This is a genomic window from Pseudomonas sp. TWI929 (assembly GCF_039673335.1).
Classification (GTDB): Bacteria; Pseudomonadota; Gammaproteobacteria; order Pseudomonadales; family Pseudomonadaceae; genus Aquipseudomonas.
Genome location: NZ_JBDJLK010000111.1, coordinates 1 through 15,883, shown reverse-complemented (window position 1 = coordinate 15,883; position 15,883 = coordinate 1). Strand labels below are relative to the sequence as shown.

The 15,883-nt window shown below is 64.3% G+C and carries 14 protein-coding genes; 5 read left to right on the top strand and 9 right to left on the bottom strand.

The features are described from left to right. Nucleotides 1-142 precede the first annotated feature (142 nt). The 4 genes from ABE456_RS26220 to ABE456_RS26205 all read right to left on the bottom strand — a co-directional run bounded on the left by ABE456_RS26220 (nt 143) and on the right by ABE456_RS26205 (nt 4,726). Nucleotides 143-1,087 carry a LysR family transcriptional regulator gene (locus ABE456_RS26220; protein WP_346646513.1) on the bottom strand — a complete coding sequence of 315 codons (945 nt, stop codon included), beginning with the start codon at nt 1,085-1,087 and terminating at the stop codon, nt 143-145. Between the two features lie 143 nt (nt 1,088-1,230). Further along, nucleotides 1,231-1,941, bottom strand: coding sequence for a YebC/PmpR family DNA-binding transcriptional regulator (locus tag ABE456_RS26215; protein WP_056802571.1), 711 nt, complete (start codon nt 1,939-1,941; stop codon nt 1,231-1,233). 97 nt (nt 1,942-2,038) lie between these two features. Next, nucleotides 2,039-3,430: an FAD-dependent oxidoreductase gene (locus ABE456_RS26210; RefSeq protein WP_346646512.1), complete on the bottom strand. Its 1,392-nt coding sequence runs from the start codon at nt 3,428-3,430 to the stop codon at nt 2,039-2,041. 15 nt (nt 3,431-3,445) lie between these two features. Next, on the bottom strand, nt 3,446-4,726 hold the full coding sequence (locus ABE456_RS26205) for an MFS transporter (RefSeq protein ID WP_346646515.1): 1,281 nt from the start codon (nt 4,724-4,726) through the stop codon (nt 3,446-3,448). Nucleotides 4,727-5,005: 279 nt separating this feature from the next. Here ABE456_RS26205 and ABE456_RS26200 point away from each other — a divergent pair, with 279 nt between their 5' ends. Both ABE456_RS26200 and ABE456_RS26195 read left to right on the top strand, forming a co-directional pair. Next, a complete protein-coding gene (locus ABE456_RS26200; protein WP_346646511.1) occupies nt 5,006-5,875 on the top strand; it encodes a LysR substrate-binding domain-containing protein in 870 nt (289 codons plus the stop codon). 93 nt (nt 5,876-5,968) lie between these two features. Beyond that, complete coding sequence (locus ABE456_RS26195) at nt 5,969-6,340, top strand: DUF2784 domain-containing protein (protein WP_346646510.1); 372 nt, start codon at nt 5,969-5,971, stop codon at nt 6,338-6,340. Here the strand turns inward: ABE456_RS26195 and tam are convergent. Continuing rightward, nucleotides 6,330-7,106 (bottom strand): trans-aconitate 2-methyltransferase, encoded by a 777-nt coding sequence (tam, locus tag ABE456_RS26190; protein WP_346646509.1) that lies wholly within the window; start codon nt 7,104-7,106, stop codon nt 6,330-6,332. The genes ABE456_RS26195 and tam overlap by 11 nt on opposite strands. A gap of 94 nt (nt 7,107-7,200) precedes the next feature. Between tam and ABE456_RS26185 the strand changes: the two genes are divergently transcribed. Beyond that, the gene (locus ABE456_RS26185; RefSeq protein WP_346646514.1) at nt 7,201-7,380 is read left to right on the top strand and encodes a hypothetical protein; all 180 of its coding nucleotides are present in this window, start codon (nt 7,201-7,203) and stop codon (nt 7,378-7,380) included. A gap of 3 nt (nt 7,381-7,383) precedes the next feature. On the opposite strand, the gene ABE456_RS26180 is transcribed toward ABE456_RS26185, so the two are convergent. Further along, nucleotides 7,384-8,796, bottom strand: a complete 1,413-nt coding sequence (locus tag ABE456_RS26180) for an amino acid permease (RefSeq protein WP_346646508.1) — start codon at nt 8,794-8,796, stop codon at nt 7,384-7,386. A 325-nt stretch (nt 8,797-9,121) separates the two neighbouring features. Here ABE456_RS26180 and ABE456_RS26175 point away from each other — a divergent pair, with 325 nt between their 5' ends. Next, the gene (locus ABE456_RS26175) at nt 9,122-10,546 is read left to right on the top strand and encodes a PLP-dependent aminotransferase family protein (RefSeq protein ID WP_346646507.1); all 1,425 of its coding nucleotides are present in this window, start codon (nt 9,122-9,124) and stop codon (nt 10,544-10,546) included. A gap of 370 nt (nt 10,547-10,916) precedes the next feature. Here the strand turns inward: ABE456_RS26175 and ABE456_RS26170 are convergent, their stop codons facing one another. From ABE456_RS26170 to ABE456_RS26160, 3 genes are read right to left on the bottom strand one after another with little or no spacing between them, the layout of a single operon-like run. Further along, nucleotides 10,917-11,939, bottom strand: a complete 1,023-nt coding sequence (locus ABE456_RS26170; protein WP_346646506.1) for a histone deacetylase family protein — start codon at nt 11,937-11,939, stop codon at nt 10,917-10,919. Beyond that, the gene (locus tag ABE456_RS26165; RefSeq protein ID WP_346646505.1) at nt 11,939-13,180 is read right to left on the bottom strand and encodes a Zn-dependent hydrolase; all 1,242 of its coding nucleotides are present in this window, start codon (nt 13,178-13,180) and stop codon (nt 11,939-11,941) included. Before ABE456_RS26165 ends, ABE456_RS26170 begins: the two co-directional genes overlap by 1 nt. 30 nt (nt 13,181-13,210) lie before the next feature. Further along, on the bottom strand, nt 13,211-14,515 hold the full coding sequence (locus tag ABE456_RS26160) for an MFS transporter (RefSeq protein WP_346646504.1): 1,305 nt from the start codon (nt 14,513-14,515) through the stop codon (nt 13,211-13,213). 266 nt (nt 14,516-14,781) lie between these two features. On the opposite strand from ABE456_RS26160, the gene ABE456_RS26155 reads away from it, so the two are divergent. Continuing rightward, complete coding sequence (locus tag ABE456_RS26155; protein WP_346646503.1) at nt 14,782-15,690, top strand: LysR family transcriptional regulator; 909 nt, start codon at nt 14,782-14,784, stop codon at nt 15,688-15,690. Nucleotides 15,691-15,883: the final 193 nt, after the last annotated feature.

Genomic DNA, 15,883 nt, shown 5'->3' with positions numbered 1-15,883 from the left:
CCCAAAGGTATCTCACAGCTTTCGAAAACTGTGGTGATCCTGTGGGAGCGGGCAAGCCCGCGAAGAGGCCGGTACAGACAACACAATGCCCCCAGTCTAGGCACCTATGCCAAACCGAATAACCCCGCTTCGCGCATACCTGCTATGGCAAACCCGCATGCCCACCCTGCACACCGAACTGCGACTGGCGCCACAACTCGAATACCCGGTTACGCAACCAGCGGTGCTCGGCCGAGGCCTGCAGGCGCTGGTGCCACACTACCCAGTAGCGCTGGCTGTGGTCGATGAAACCCAACGGCCGCCAGGCCAGGTCATGCAGGCGGCACAGCTGCCGGGCTATGTGCTCGGGGACTGTGGCCACGGCCTGGCTGTTGGCAATTACCTGAACGGTGGCGGAGAAGAACGGCACTTCCAGGCTAACCCGCCGCTGCAGGCCCTGGGCGCGCAGGTGGCGGTCGATGAAACTGTCCTTGTCGCCACCGCCGGAGATGCGCACGTGCTTGTGCGCCAGGTAATCGGCCTGGCTCAGCGCGGCATGGGCAGCAAGTGGGTGGTCGTGGCGCATCAAGCACACTGCGCGGTCCTCGCCCAGCAGGCGCCCGTGCAGGTTGGGTGGTGACTCGTCGAACAGGGTGGTGGCCAGGTCGATCTCGCCGCTGGCCAACAAGGCGTACTGGCCGGCCTGCCAGGTGCGGTATTCCAGCGCTACGCCCGGTGCTTCACGCTCCAGCGCCGCCACCAGCAGCGGCAGCATGTGCTCGGCCACGTAGTCCGAGGCCGCCAGGCAGAAGCGCCGCTCGCAGCGCGCCGGGTCGAACACGGCGGGCTGGCGCAGGGCGTGCAGTTCTTCCAGGACTTGGCGAAGGGGTTCGACCAGGGCTTCGGCGTGTTCGCTGAGCACGTAACCCCGGCCCTGGCGCACCAGCAACGGGTCGTCGAAGGCTTCGCGCAGGTGGGCCAACTGGCGGCTAAGAGCCGACTGGCTGACGCCCAGGCGCTCGGCGGCGTGGCTGAGGTTTTTCAGCTGCAGCAGGTGGTCGAGGGTGCGCAGGTGGGCGAGGCTGAGGGAGGCGAAGGTGGGGTTCATGCAGGCTCCCTGCGGTGGAATTCAAGGGCCTATTCGCGGGCATGCCCGCTCCCACAAGGACACCACAATACTTGAAAACTGCGAGATACCTGTGGGAGCGGGCGTGCCCGCGAAGGGCCGCAAAGCGGCCCCAGAGAAGCAGATCAGTCAGTCAGACCAACATAAACGTTCTGCACGTCATCGTTCTCGTCGATCGCCTCGAGGAAGGCTTCCACCTCGGCCAGCGCCTCGGCACTCAGGCTGGCTGCGCTCACCGGGTTTTTCGGGGTGTAGCCGATCTTCGCCGAGGTCACGGTGAAGCCGTGCTCCGGCAGTGCCTTCTGCACCGCGTCCAGGTCGGTAGTGTCGGTAATGAACAGGGTCGAACCCTCTTCTTCACCTTCCTCGAAGTCCTGGGCACCGGCTTCGATGGCGGCCATTTCCGGGTCGGCATCGCCTTCCGGGGTGGCTTCGATCAGGCCGACGTGGTTGAAGTCCCAGGTCACCGAACCGCTGGCACCCAGCTGGCCCTTGCGGAACAGCACGCGGATTTGCGCAACGGTACGGTTGACGTTGTCGGTCAGGCACTCGACGATCAGCGGCACCTGGTGCGGGGCGAAGCCTTCATAGCTGACGGCATGGTACTGCACGGCCTCGCCGTCCAGGCCAGCGCCTTTCTTGATCGCACGCTCCAGGGTCTCACGGGTCATCGACGCTTTCTTGGCCTGGACGATGGCCAGGCGCAGGCGCGGGTTCATGTCCGGGTCGGCGCCAGATTTGGCAGCAATCTGAATTTCCTTGGCCAGCTTGCCCATGACCTTGCCTTTGGCATTGGCCGCTGTTTCTCTATGCTTGGCTTTCCACTGTGCGCCCATGTCGACTCTCTTGTTTCAGCGGCCGGTTCAGGAAGCGACCGGCCAAAAGTGGGTGCAGTTTATACGCCCTCGGGCATGGGATCGACAAGAAATCTCGTCAGCCTTTATCGGCTTTGCCTGCCGCAGCAGCAAACCGCGCCAACCGCACATCCAGCCGGCGCGGGCGCAAGCCGTGGTCCTCGGCGCGTTCCTTGCGACGGATGGCATTGCGCACCATCAGCGAGCCCAGGTAGCGGATCGGCTCCGGCGGGAACAGCCCCAGCGGGCCCTTGACCAGCGGCGAACGGGTCCACGGGTTGTCCAGCCCCAGCGCCAGCGACGAGAGGATCTGCCCGCCCATGTGGCACGGCCCCACACCACTGCCGGAGTAACCAAAGCCGTAGAACACGTTGCCCTGCCCGTCCAGCTTGCCAAAAAACGGCAACCCGGTCACCGAGCGGTCCGATGGCCCGTTCCAGCTGGCCGCCAGCGGCACCTCGGCCAGCGCCGGGAAGAACCCGCCCAGGCTTTCACGCAGCAGTGGCCGGTACGGTGATGGCTGGTCGAACACCGGCAGCATGCGCCCGCCATAGGCAAAGGTATTGCCGCCCTTGCCGAGCATCAGCCGGCCATCTGAAGTGTTGTGGTAGTAGTGCACGAAAATCCGCGAGTCGAGCACGCTGATGCCACTGTCCAGGCCGATCTGGTGCAGCAGCTCGGGGCATGGTTCGGTAATCACCATATCGCTGGAAACAATCGCCACGCTGCGCTCGAACTGCGGGAAGGCACGCGCCATCCACGCGTTGAGGCCCAGCACCACACGGTCGGCGCGCACGGTACCGTTGGCCGTGCGCACCTGCACCGGGGCGCCGTGCTCCAGGCCAGCCATGGCGGTGCCCTCGAAGATGCGCACACCGCGCTGCAAGGCCACCCGGCGCAGCCCTCGCACCAGTTTGCCCGGCTGCACCGTGGCCGCCGCCGGCGAGAACCAGCCTTCCAGGTGCCGCGCCGAACCGGCCAGGCGCTGCACCTGTTCCAGCGGCAGGCGGCGGAACGAATTGATGCCCTTGTGCTCCAGCGCGGCGACCACCGCGTCGGTGGCACCGACCTGCGCCGCGTTGGTGGCGGTGTACAGCGTGCCGTCCAGGCGGTAGTCGCAGTCGATGCCATTGGCCGCACAGAACGCGCCGATGTCACCGATGCTGCGCTCCGACTCGCGTACCAGGCGTACCGCCTCGGCCACCCCGAACAGGCGCTCGAGGGTGAAGTACTTGGCCGACCAGGACAACGCACAGCCACCATTGCGACCACTGGCACCGGCGCCACAGATGTCGGCCTCGATCAGCACCACATCCAGGGCCGGTACCGCCTCCTTGAGCATCAGTGCCGTCCACAGGCCGGTGTAGCCGCCGCCGACGATGCACACATCGCAACGGGCATCGCCTTGCAACGGCGGGCACACCGCCTCCTGTGTCGAATCCAGGGCCTGTTGCAGCCAGAAGGGTCTCATTCGCTCGCTTTCCTTTCAGGTACGCAGTGGCTTGATTGCCATGCTGGTGTTCGGCGCCACGTCGGCGCTTTGCGCGCTGCTGGTCGGGCGGCTGTTCCAGTGCGGCAGCAGCACCAATGCCGAGAACAGTGCGCAGCCGGCGAACACGATGAACACCGTGACGCCGTCGAAGTAACCTGGCAGCAAGCCGCCCAGCACCGCGCCCACCGAGCCACAACCGTTGACGAAGCCAGCTGCGGTGGCGCCGGCCTTGGCAGTGCCGAAGTCGATGGCCGCAGCGCCGCTGATCATCGAGTCCGGCCCGTACAGGGTCAGGCCCATGACGAACAGCAGGGCCACTACCAGCATCACGCTGCCGGTGTGCATGGCGGCCATGAATGCCGCCAGGGTCACGGTCAGCAGCACCAGGCTGATCACGCAGGCTGGCATGCGCCGGGCACCGAACAGCTTGTCGGAAGCCAGGCCAATCATGATCGGCCCTAGCAGCCCGGCCAGTTCGAAGGCGGTGGGGATGATCGCTGCGCCAACCTTGCCCACCGAGGGCATCTGCTCGAAGACGATCACCGGCCCCCACAGCAGGATGGCGTAACGCGCCGGCTTCAACAGGAAATACGCCAGGCCCAGGGTCAGCACCGTGCGGTTGCGCAGAATCTCCTTCAGCGGCGCCCACACGCTGCACAGGTTGCCGGCCGGGGCCATGCTCTGCGGCTCGGGCTCTACCGCTGGCAGGCCAACGTCTTCAGGCTTGTTGCGCTGCAGGAAGACGAACAGCACGGCCACCAGCGCCACCACTGCGGCACTGGAGAAGAACGCCGCGTGCCAGGTGCCGACCAGGGTGTAGGCCCACCAACCAGCGAACGGCGAGGCCACCAGGCCGCCAAAGGCATAGCAGGAACTCCACAGGCCCAGCACCCGCCCGCGCTGCGAGGCCGGGAAGAAGCTGCCGATGTTCTTGCACAGGCCAGCCCAGCCGGTGGATTGCGCCAGGCCCTGCACCAGCATGCAGGTGGCGAAGATCGGGAAGGTGGCGTAACTGCCCATCACCACCGCCGCCACCGCAGAAATCAGCAACCCGCCGAGCACCACCACGCGTGGGCCGAAGCGGTCAGCGAGCATGCCCCAGGTGAACTGGCCCACGGCGTAGGCGGCCAGGTAGATGGCGTCGAGGTTGGCCATGGCGGCCCTGTCGAGCATGAAGCTTGGGTCTTCGGCGATGCCCAGCTTGGCCACCGAGAAGGCTTTGCGGGTGAAGTAGAAGGCGGCGTAAGCCAGCCAGGTGATGGCGAAAATCTGCATGCGCCAACGTTTGAACGCGGCTAGGGATTGATTCATGTAAGTCTGACCTCTTGCTTGAGTGTGCCGGCAGAATGTGAAGAAACGCCTGTCTTGTTCTTGTGTTACGCACAGCGATGACGAGGCTGTCATCGGGTCAGATGGCTCCGTGTGGGCGCCATGGCCCTGGCGGCATTCGTGGTGCCAGCGTCGGGCTGACATGCATGGAAACAGTTGCGGAAAAATAAATAAAATCGATTTATCGTATTACTCACATAAGCCCAGCTTGTTACTGAGGTCGTCATGTCGGTTTCCCACGCACAACTCAAGGCCTTCCATGCCGTGGCCGTGCACGGCAGCTTTACCCGCGCGGCAGAAAAGCTGTTTCTGACCCAGCCTGCGGTGTCGGACCAGGTGCGCAAACTGGAGGAGCGCTTCGGCGTACTGCTGTTCCACCGCAACAAGCGCTCGGTGCAGCTCACCGACCTGGGCGAGCGCCTGCTGGGCATCAGCCAGCGCCTGTTCGCCTGCGAGGCCGAGGCCCATGACCTGCTGCAGGATTCGCGCGCCCTGCACACCGGCAGCCTGGTGCTGGCGGTGGATGCGCCGGTGCACGTGCTGCCGCAGATTGCCCGCTTCTGCCAGCGTTACCCGGGCATCCAGGTGAAGATCGAGACCGGCAATACCGATGAATCGCTGGCCCGGCTGTTCAGCTACCAGGCAGACCTGGCCCTGCTGGGCCGGGACGTCGACGATGAGCGCCTGCATTGCCTGCCGCTACGCCGCGACCCGATGGTGGCGTTTGTTTCACACCAGCACCCGTGGGCCAGCCGCGGCTCGATCAACCTGGCCGACCTGGACGACATGCCGCTGGTGCTGCGTGAACCCGGTTCGGTGACGCGGCAGACCCTGGAAGAAGAAATGCAGCGGGCCGGGCTGCGGATTCGCCCGGCGATCCAGGTGGAAGGCCGGGAGGCTGCACGTGAAGCGGTGGTGGTGGGGATTGGCGTGGGGGTGGTGTCGGCAGCGGAGTTTGGTGCCGATGCGCGGGTGTGTGCGTTGCCGATTGTCGATTGCCAGCGGCACCTGACCGAGACCTTGGTGTGTTTGAGCGAGCAGCGTACGCGGCGGGTGGTAGCGACCTTTTTGCAGATGGTCGAGGAAGGTTTGTAGCCTGTACTGGCCTCTTAGCGGGCAAGCCCGCTATGAGGCCGGCAAAAGCAATACAACTATGCTGGAGTAACCTCATCCCCGGGCACACAACACATGCTCTACCGCCTAGCCGCCGACACCCTGGTGCTGCTGCACCTGGCCTTCATCCTGCTGGTGCTGTTCGGTGGCCTGCTGGTACTGCACTGGCGCCCTGCCCTGCTCCTGCACCTGCCAGCCCTGGCCTGGGGGCTGGCGGTGGAATGCCTGCACCTTGGCTGCCCACTGACCACCTGGGAAAACCGCATGCGCAGCGCCGCCGGTGGCGCCGGCTACCAGGGCGGCTTCGTCGAGCACTACATCTGGCCGCTGATCTACCCCGCTGGCCTGACTCCAGCTGTCCAGCTGCTGCTGGGTAGCTTCGTGCTGCTGCTCAACCTCGGCATCTACAGCTACGTGGCCTGGCGCTGGCGCCGCCCTAACGGGTAGCGATCACGAACAACCGTGGGAACGGCAACAGCACCTTGCCATCGGTGGCCGGCGGATAGTCGCGCTGCATGGCCTGCAGGTACATCTGCAGGAAGTCGGCCTGCTCCTGCGCCTCCAGCCGGGCCAGGTAAGGCCGCAACGCCGAACCCTTGAACCATTCCACCACCGCCTCGGCGCCACCGGCCAATGGGTGATGGTAGGTAGTGCGCCACACATCCACCCGCGCGCACAGCGGGCTGAGCAGGTCGTAGTAGAACGCCGCGCCGTGCCGGGGCGGCAGCTGGAAGTCGGCGAACTTCGCCGCCCAGGGGCCTTGGCTGGCAATTTCGCGCAACTGGTGGTGGGCGGGTTCATCGAGGTTGTCCGGGGTCTGCACGGCCAGGCTGGCGCCTTCGCTCAGTTGGCGCACCAGGTGCGGGTACAGCGAGGCGTGGTCGGGTACCCATTGCAGCGAGGCATTGGCCAGGATCAGGTCCTGCGGTTCGGGGGCGGACCAACCGCCAATGTCGGCGATGAGCGTGCGTACCCGGGGGATGCACAGCCGTTTGCGCTCGCGGGCTTTGGCGATCATGTCGGGGTCGCTGTCCAACGCCGTCACCTGGGCGTCTGGGTAACGTTGCAGCAGCACCTCGGTGGAGTTGCCGGGGCCGCAGCCCAGGTCGGTGGCGTGGCGCACCGGGCGCGACGGAATGGCGGCGAGCAGGTCGCGTACGGCGCGGGTGCGCTCGTCTTCGAACAGGGAATACTGGGTGGCGGACCAAGCCATGTGGGGCTCCTTTTGGCGGGCAATGTGTTCAGCATATGCCATATGCCGGCGATAGGGCTGGAACTGGCTGGCTATGCTTCAGGTCATCCCTTGTATGCGCACACCTATGAAAACCTACATTGCCCTCGCCATCGTGGCCCTGATCGCCGCCGCAGCCCTGCTCGGCTCACCGTGGATGAACCAGCGCTTCCACATGCCCGCCGAAAAATCCCAGGCCCAACAACGCGAAACGGCCGGGTCCCCAAGGGAGCCGGCCGTTTCCAGAAGCGAGTAACGCTTAGTGCTGCTTGTTAGCAGAGCGGATCTGGTGCACCACACCCATCGCCACCACGATTGCCGCGGCGATACCGGTGGAGATCACCAGGATCTGGTAGTCAGGCATGAAGGCCATGGTCACCAGGGCAGCCACGATGAACGCGATCACCAGGTAAGTCAGCCACGGGAACAGCCACATCTTCAGGCGTACTTCCTTGCCTTCGGCAATCAGCTTGCGGCGCATGCGCAGCTGCGAGAAGGCGATTACCAGGTACACCAGCAGGGCGATCATGCCGGTGGTGTTCATCAGGGTTTCCAGCACGTCTTTCGGGCGCAGGGTTTCGCTGAAGTTGATCAGCGCACACACCACAGCCACGGCGCACGAGCCCATGATCGCGTACACCGGTACACCGGTGCCGGCACGGGTGATCTTGAAGAACGACGGCGCGTCGCCACGCTGGGCCAGGGAGAACAGCATGCGCGAAGCGGTGTAGTGGCCGGAGATCAGGCAGCTGCTCACCGAGGTCAGCACCACGAAGTTCATCAGCAGCTCGGCATACGGTACGCCCAGCAGCTCCAGGGTACGGCGGTAGGCGCCATAGCCGGAAACGCCCAGGTGCGGGTCGTTCCACGGTACCAGGCAGACGATCAGGAAGATCGAACCGACGTAGAACAGGCACACACGCCATACCACCGAGTTGGTGGCCTTGACGATCTGCGCAGCCGGGTCCTTGGCTTCGGAAGCAGCGATGGTGACGATTTCTGCGCCGAGGAAGGCGAACATCACCCCGAGCAAGGCACCGATCACGGTGGTGATGCCATTGGGCATGAAGCCTTCGGCGGTGAGGTGGCTGATGCCACGTACTTCACCGAACTGCCAGACGTTCATGACCGCAGCGGTACACACGATCAGGAAGCAGACGATCGCGATCACCTTGATCAAGGCAAACCAGAACTCGAACTCACCGTAGTGCTTGACGTTGAAGAAGTTGACGGTGATCAGCAACAGGGTCGTGGCCAGCACGAACACGTTGACGCTCACATCGGGGAAGAAACCATGCAGGATCTTGCCCGCCACATAAGCTTCCCAGGCCATCAGGATGACCCAGTACCACCAGTACAGCCAGCCGATGGTGAAACCGGCCCAACGGCCAATGGCGCGGTCGGCGTAGGTGGAGAACGAGCCGGTGTCTGGCGAGGAAGTCGCCATCTCACCCAGCATGCGCATGATCAGCACCACCAGGATGCCGCCTGCCAGGTAGGCCAGGACAGCGGCTGGGCCGGCGCTGTGGATCACGCTGCCGGAACCGACGAACAAGGCGCCGCCAATAACCCCGGCGATAGACATCATCGTCAGGTGGCGCGACTTCAGCGAGGCACTGAGCTTGCTCTCGTGCCCGCTTTTCGCGGTGGTGGTTGTGGATGTTGCGTCCATCAGTTGTGTACCCCGTGCTTCTTTTTATCCAAGGAAAACCGTGAAACCCCGATGGCTGGCGGTTTCACCTGTACATCAGTGCTAATGCGGGCAGGATGGTGTGAACAAACACACGCAGGCCCTCCATGGCGGCCTGCTGACGCGCCCGAAGGTTTGCCCTTCGAACGAACTGAACATGCTTTATGTGGCGATATCTGACACCTAATGTAAAAATGTCCGACGCAGAGAGCCATGCACAGTGGCATGAAACTCGCACTGCACTGTACAGGTCGCCCATGCAATACACCTTGCAAACGCCAGGCGATACGCACCCTGAAGGCCCCGAATGTTCGAATTACATCCAGACTCCTCGACCCCGTTGGTCAACCAGATCATCGACGGGCTGCGCGAGCTGATCGACAACCAGACCCTCAAACCAGGCGCCAAGGTCCCGTCCATCCGCGCCTTTGCCGCGAGCTATTCGGTAAGCACCTTCACCGTGGTCGAAGCCTACGACCGCCTGGTCGCCCAGGGGTTGCTGGTAAGCCGGGGCAATGCGGGGTTCTTCGTCAACCGGGCGGCGGGCGAACTGCTGGAACAGCACAATGCCGAGGCCGATACCACTCGACCAACGTTCAACTCCGAGTGGTACTTGCAGCAGATCTTCGAGATCCGCCAGTTGCCGTACAAACCAGGGTGCGGCTGGCTGCCTAACGACTGGATGTATGAAGACGGCCTGCGCCGCGGCCTGCGCCAGGTGGCCGGCAGCCCGCTGGAGCTGTCGGGCTACGGCGACCCGATGGGCCTGCCGGAGCTGCGTGCACTGACCGCGCAGAACCTGCAGCAGGAACTGTCGATCGTCGCCAACCCGGCGCAACTGATGCTGACCCACGGCGCCAGCCAGGCTTTGGACCTGGCCGCCCGCACGCTGGTGCGCCCGGGCGATGTGGTGCTGGTGGACGACCCGGGTTACCCGAACCTGATGAGCATCCTGCGCACCCAGGGCGCAACGTTGGTCGGCGTGCCGCGCACTCCGGCCGGCTACGATCTTAACCAACTGGAGCAGTTGCTCACCCACCACCGCCCGACGGCATTCTTCACCCAGCCGCACCTGCATAGCCCGACCTGCTCGCGCACCCCGCTGCCACAGCTGCACCGCCTGCTGCAACTGGCCAGCCAGCATGGCTTCCGCCTGGTGGAGAACAACCTGTACGCCGACATGGTCGCCGAACCGCAACCCTGCCTGGCCAGCCTCGACCACCTGCAACAGGTGGTGTACGTGGGCAGCTACTCCAAGAGCATTTCACCGAACGTGCGGGTCGGCTACATGCTGGCCAACCCCGAGCTGATGCAGAAGCTGCTGCACCTGAAGATGCGCTCGGGGCTGACCACCTCGCAGGTGATGGAGCGTGTGGTGTATGCCGCGATCATCGACGGGCGCTGGCGCAAGCACCTGAAGCGCCTGCGCCAGCGGCTGGCCGAGGCGCATCAGGAAGTTGGCCGGCATCTGCATCGATTGGGCTTCGAACTGTTCATCGAGTCGGATGAGGGCATGTACATCTGGACCCGCCACCCGGCGATTCCGGACAGCGCGGCGTTGCTGGACGATGCGCTGGAGAAAGGCATCATGCTCGGGCCTGGGCAGTTGTTCATGGTCGATGCCAAGGCGACCGGGTGGATGCGCTTCAATGTGGCGTTCAGTACGGATCCGGCGATGTGGGAGTTGTTGGAGAAGGTGCTGGTGAAGCATGTGCGGCGGGGTGGGGTGTAGCGCCTGTGAGATTGAGCGACGCAAAGCTGCGCACAGGCGTAGCCGGTGCCGTCCACCGCGCCGCCTGCTTCGCGGGCATGCCCGCTCCCACAGAACTGCACATAACTCATTGAATTAGCAGGGACACTGTGGGAGCGGCTTTAGCCGCGAACACCGGCGCAGCCGGTGCCATGCACCACGTTAGATTCTTCACGGCTAAAGCCGCTCCCACAGGGTATGCGGACCGCTCACGAACTCAGTTATCTGCGCGGCAGCGCAGCCCAAAGGGCTAGGCGATCTCCCGCAGGTTTGAATCCGGCGCGGTCGGTGTGGGAGCGGGCTTGCCCGCGAAGGCGCCGACAGCTGCACTACCGCTGCTGGCATCATGCACTCACCGCCAATCCGCCTTGTCAGCAAAAAACGCCTGCGCATTCGCCTCCAGGCTCTCCAGGTGATATCCCCCCTCCTGCACAATCAGGCACGGCAAGCGCAACGCCCGAATCCGCTCACCCAACGCAGCAAACCCTTCAGTCGTCACCGCCACCTTGCTCTGCGGGTCCAGCTCGTAGATATCGAAGCCCAGCGACAACACCAGCACCTCGGCACCAAAATCCTTCACCGCAGCCAGCGCAATCTCCAGCTGGCCCATGAAGTCCGCCTCGCTAGCCCCATGTGCCATCGGCAGGTTGAGGTTGTACCCCTCCCCCGCACCACTGCCTCGCTCATCCTCGAACCCGGCTACCCCCGGGTAGAAGTTGGTCGGGTCGCCATGCACCGACACATACAGCACATCCCGGCGATCGTAGAAGATCTCCTGAATCCCCTGCCCGTGGTGCATGTCGGTATCGAGGATAGCCACGCGGCTGTAACGGCTGCGCAGGGCCTGGGCGGCCACGGCGGCGTTGTTGATGTAGCAGAAGCCACCTGCTGCATCGAACCGCGCATGGTGCCCCGGTGGCCGGCACAGGGCATAGGCAGCCGGCTCGCCATCGAGAATGGCCTTGGCACCGGCTACCGCGCTCTGCGCCGACCAGTAGGCCGAGTGCCAAGTTTGCTCACCCACCGGGCAGCTGCCATCGGCCAGGTAGCGCCCGGCCTGGGCGAGGATGCCGCGCAAGGCGTTGGGCTCGCGCACGAAGATGTTCGACATCACCTCGTCGCCCCAATCCTCGGGCACTTCCTTCCAGCGCGCATGGGCTTCTTCGAGAAACGCCAGGTAAGCGTCGCCGTGTACGGCCTTGAGTGGTTCAAGGCCGGCATCGTCAGGCTGGTGGATGTCGAAACCCAGATCCTTGGCCGCCTGCAAAAGACGCTGGGCACGTTCGGGGACTTCCTGCGGAGTGCGCATGGCGCCGCGCGAGTAGTAGCTGCGCGGGTGGTGCAGCAGTTGTTCGGGGTGGAAGTAGCAACGCATCAGGCTTCTCCTGGTTCGACACGGCCGGCGCGGGCCAGCACGGCGTTAAGCAGTACATCGGCGCCCTGGCGGGCATCCTCGGGTAATACGTCTTCGGCTTCGTTGTGGCTAAGGCCGCCGACGCAGGGGATGAACACCATCGCCGTAGGGCAATAACGGGCCAACAGGATGGCATCATGGCCGGCGCCACTGACAATCGACTGCTGGGCATAACCAAGGCCGTCCACCGCTTGCTGCACGGCGGCCACACAGTCAGCGTCGAACGGAGTGGCCGGACTTACCCAGCGCCGCTCGATGCGCACCTGCAGGCCGCGCTGGCCAGCGATGGCCTGCAGCTTCAGGGTCAGGTCACGCTCCATCGCCTCGATGGCTTCATCGCGGTGGTGGCGCAGGTCGACCGTGAACTGCAGCAGCCCAGGGATGGTGTTGCGCGAGGACTTGGCAATCGACAGTTCGCCCACCGTGGTCAGGCCTTCAGGGGCGAAGTCGGCTGCCAATTGCTCGACCGCGTGGATCATTCGCGCGGCGCCGTACAGGGCATCCTTGCGCAGCGGCATCGGCGTGGTGCCGGCGTGCGCCGCCATGCCTTCGACAGTCACATCCAGCCAACGAATGGCCTGGCCACCACTGACTACGCCAATGGCCTTGGCGTTATCTTCAAGGATCGGGCCTTGCTCAATGTGCGCTTCGAAATAGGCATCCACCGGGCCGCCCAATGGGCGCTTGCCGGCGTAACCAGTACGTTGCAGTTCTTCGGCAACGCTTACGCCAGCGGCATCGCGAATGGCCAGCGCCTCGGCCAGCGCCAGGCTGCCGGTGAACACTGCCGAACCGAACATGGCCGGGGTGAAGCGTGCGCCTTCCTCGTTGGTCCAAACTGCGATTTCCAGCGGTTTGCGAGTTTGGATGTTCAGTTCGTTGAGGCGGCGCACCACCTCCAGCCCGGCCAGCACGCCGTAGACGCCATCGAAACGCCCGCCTTCGGGTTGGGTATCGAGGTGGCTGCCGATCATTACCGGGGCGGCATCCAGGTCGCTGCCAGGGCGCCGGGCGAACAGGTTGCCGATGGCATCCACGGTCAGCGTCAGGCCGGCTTCGCGGCACCAGTGGCTGAACAGCTCACGGCCGGCCTTGTCCTCGTCACTGAGGGCCAGTCGGCAGCTGCCGCCGCGGGTGGTGGCGCCGATTTCGGCCATGGCCATCAGGCTCGCCCACAGGCGTTCGCCATTGCTTTTCAACATGTGCGGGTACTCCAGAATAAATCGGTTCGGTCAGGCCAGTTCCAGGCGCTGGCTACGGGCATACTGGCGCGCCAGGGCAAGCACACAGACCAGCGAGATGGTGGCAATCAGGGTGTAGAACACTGCCATCGGCCACCATTGCCCAGTGAAGGTGTGGGCCAGCCAGGTGCCGATCAGCGGGGTCAGGCCGCCGGCGATGGCGCCACAGATCTGGTAGGCCAGGGAAATGGCGGTGTAGCGCACACGGGTTTCGAACATGCCACTGACATAACCCGCAATCACCGCATAGAACGACGCCATGCAGGCTGCCGCCAAGGCGATGCCGAGCACGATCAACGGGCCCTGGCCCGAGCTGACCAGCACGAACATCGGGTATGGCGAGGCCATCGCCAGCAGTGAGACCAGGGCCAGGAAGCGGGTGGCGCCGATCTTTTCCGACAGCCAGGCGGCCAGTGGCTGCACGCAGAACTGGATGATCGCCACGAAGAACAGGCATTCAAGAATCAGCGAGCGCTCCAGGTGCAGCTGCTGGGTGGTGTAGCTGATCATGAAGGTGTTGGTGAAGTAGACCCCGGCAATGCCCAGGGTGTTGGCGCCGATGCACAGCAGCAGCGGGCGCCAGGCGGTGCGTAGCACTTCGAACACGGGTGCCTGCTCCTTGCGCCGGGCCTTTACCGCCTGCTCGCGGCAGGCGATGAATTCGGGCGATTCATTCACCCCCAGGCGGATCGCCAGGCCCACCAGCAGCAACAGTGCGCTGGCCAGGAATGGCACACGCCAGCCCCAGCTCATCAGTTCCTCTTCAGGCAGGCGGGTGACCGCGCCGAAGGCCAGCAGCGACAGGATCAGGCCCGCCGGGCTGCCCAGCTGGGCGAACGAGGCGAAGAAGTTGCGCCGGCCCTTGGGCGCATGCTCGCCGGCCATCAGCACTGCCCCGCCCCACTCGCCGCCCACGGCGATGCCCTGGACGATGCGCAGCAAAATCAGCAGCACCGGCGCGGTGGCGCCGATCTGTGCGTAGGTCGGCAACAGGCCGATGCACACGGTGACGATGCCCATCATCAGCAGGGTGATGACCAGTGACTTCTTGCGGCCGATACGGTCACCCACATGGCCGAAGACGATGCCACCCAGCGGCCGGGCAAAAAAGCCCACGGCGAAGGTGCCGAACGCGGCCATGGTGCTGAACAGGCTGTTGTCGGAGGGGAAGAACAGTGCGCCGAACACCAGCGCGGCGGCGGTGGCGTAGATGTAGAAGTCGTACCATTCGATCATGGTGCCGATGAACGCGGCGGCGGCGGCACGTCGTGGCTGGGGGGAAGCGGTGGGCTTCATGGGGGCTCCTTTGCTTGTTGTTCTGGCAGGAGTTGCTGGGTCACGGTGGCGCTCTGCTGGCGCTTGGCCTGTTGGTTCGGTGCTGGCTTCTTCGCGGGTAAACCCGCTCCCACAGCGTTTGTGCAGTCCCTGTGGGGTTAACCCGCGAAGAAGCCGACTCCGATACATCAGGCCTCAATGCTGCGATTTATCGGCCCAGGGCTATGATTAGTCAATTTTCTATTTATTATTCGAACTATTAGCCACGCTTATCATCGAGCCCCACCATGTCCGACCGCCTGCTCAACGACCGCCTCGACTGGAACCTGCTGCGCACCTTCCGGGTCATCGGCCAGGAGCTGTCCATCAGCCGCGCCGCCGCCCGCCTGCACCTCACCCAGCCGGCGGTGAGCCAGGCGCTAAAGCGCCTGGAAGAGCAACTCGGCCGCCAGCTCATCGCCCGCCGCGGGCCGCGCTTCGTGCTGACGGAAATGGGCGAGCAGCTGTTCCAGCTGGCCGGCGAGGTATACGGGCAGATGTCGCAGATCGGTGGCTTGCTGGAGCAACCGGCAGACGAACTGGTGGGCAAGGTGCGCCTGCTGATGATCAGCCGCATCGTCAGCGAACGCTTCGACGACTTCCTCGCCGACTTCCACCGCCAGCACCCGCGTGTCGAGCTGGAAATCGACGTAATGCGCAGCTCCGACATCGTCGCCGCCCTGCAAGAGAAAACCGCCACGGCCGGCCTCAGCCTCAACCGGCGGGCACAGCCACGGCTGGAGCAACGGCTGTTCCTGCGCCAACGTTATGCGTTTTTCTGTGGCAAGCACCATGCCCTGTTCGGCCAGGCCGAGGGCGATTTGCAGCGAGAGAACTTCGTCAGTTTCACCAGCGACCAGATTGGCGGCATGTTGTCGCCGCTGACCATTTTCCGCGACCAGCAAGGGTTTGCCGGGCGGATCGTGGCGTCATCGCCAAGCCTTGAGGAAGTACGCCGGCTGGTGATTGCCGGGTTTGGCATTGGCTGCCTGCCCGAGCATGTAGTGGCACCGGATGTTGCAGCAGGGTTGCTGTGGAAACTGCCGCCGCAGGAAGGCATTGCCGATGTGGATATTCACCTGTTGTGGAACAGGGAGCAGCGGTTCAGCCGGGCGGAAGAGGTGTTTATCGGGGCGTTGCAAGCAAGCCTCGATTGAGGGTATTGCGCGGGCACTGTGGGAGCGGCCTTGTGTCGCGAAAGGGCTGCGCAGCGGCCCCTCGATTGCAGCTTCGCTACTGACATCGCCGGGGCCGCTTTGCGGCCCTATCGCGACACAAGGCCGCTCCCACAAGCCTGAGATAATGCTGTTGCCATTGCCGGGTAATAGGTCACGCCACCGGCCTCGCCAC

What these genes read in the sequence shown, in the direction of transcription:
- ABE456_RS26205 (WP_346646515.1), bottom strand. Translation starts at nt 4,726, where the DNA reads ATGCAGATTTTCGCCATCACCTGGCTGGCTTACGCCGCCTTCTACTTC.
- ABE456_RS26185 (WP_346646514.1), top strand. Translation starts at nt 7,201, where the DNA reads ATGCGCACACCTATGAAAACCTACATTGCCCTCGCCATCGTGGCCCTG.
- tam (WP_346646509.1), bottom strand. Translation starts at nt 7,106, where the DNA reads ATGGCTTGGTCCGCCACCCAGTATTCCCTGTTCGAAGACGAGCGCACC.
- ABE456_RS26160 (WP_346646504.1), bottom strand. Translation starts at nt 14,515, where the DNA reads ATGAAGCCCACCGCTTCCCCCCAGCCACGACGTGCCGCCGCCGCCGCG.
- ABE456_RS26155 (WP_346646503.1), top strand. Translation starts at nt 14,782, where the DNA reads ATGTCCGACCGCCTGCTCAACGACCGCCTCGACTGGAACCTGCTGCGC.
- ABE456_RS26165 (WP_346646505.1), bottom strand. Translation starts at nt 13,180, where the DNA reads ATGTTGAAAAGCAATGGCGAACGCCTGTGGGCGAGCCTGATGGCCATG.
- ABE456_RS26215 (WP_056802571.1), bottom strand. Translation starts at nt 1,941, where the DNA reads ATGGGCGCACAGTGGAAAGCCAAGCATAGAGAAACAGCGGCCAATGCC.
- ABE456_RS26170 (WP_346646506.1), bottom strand. Translation starts at nt 11,939, where the DNA reads ATGCGTTGCTACTTCCACCCCGAACAACTGCTGCACCACCCGCGCAGC.
- ABE456_RS26195 (WP_346646510.1), top strand. Translation starts at nt 5,969, where the DNA reads ATGCTCTACCGCCTAGCCGCCGACACCCTGGTGCTGCTGCACCTGGCC.
- ABE456_RS26220 (WP_346646513.1), bottom strand. Translation starts at nt 1,087, where the DNA reads ATGAACCCCACCTTCGCCTCCCTCAGCCTCGCCCACCTGCGCACCCTC.
- ABE456_RS26180 (WP_346646508.1), bottom strand. Translation starts at nt 8,796, where the DNA reads ATGGACGCAACATCCACAACCACCACCGCGAAAAGCGGGCACGAGAGC.
- ABE456_RS26200 (WP_346646511.1), top strand. Translation starts at nt 5,006, where the DNA reads ATGTCGGTTTCCCACGCACAACTCAAGGCCTTCCATGCCGTGGCCGTG.
- ABE456_RS26175 (WP_346646507.1), top strand. Translation starts at nt 9,122, where the DNA reads ATGTTCGAATTACATCCAGACTCCTCGACCCCGTTGGTCAACCAGATC.
- ABE456_RS26210 (WP_346646512.1), bottom strand. Translation starts at nt 3,430, where the DNA reads ATGAGACCCTTCTGGCTGCAACAGGCCCTGGATTCGACACAGGAGGCG.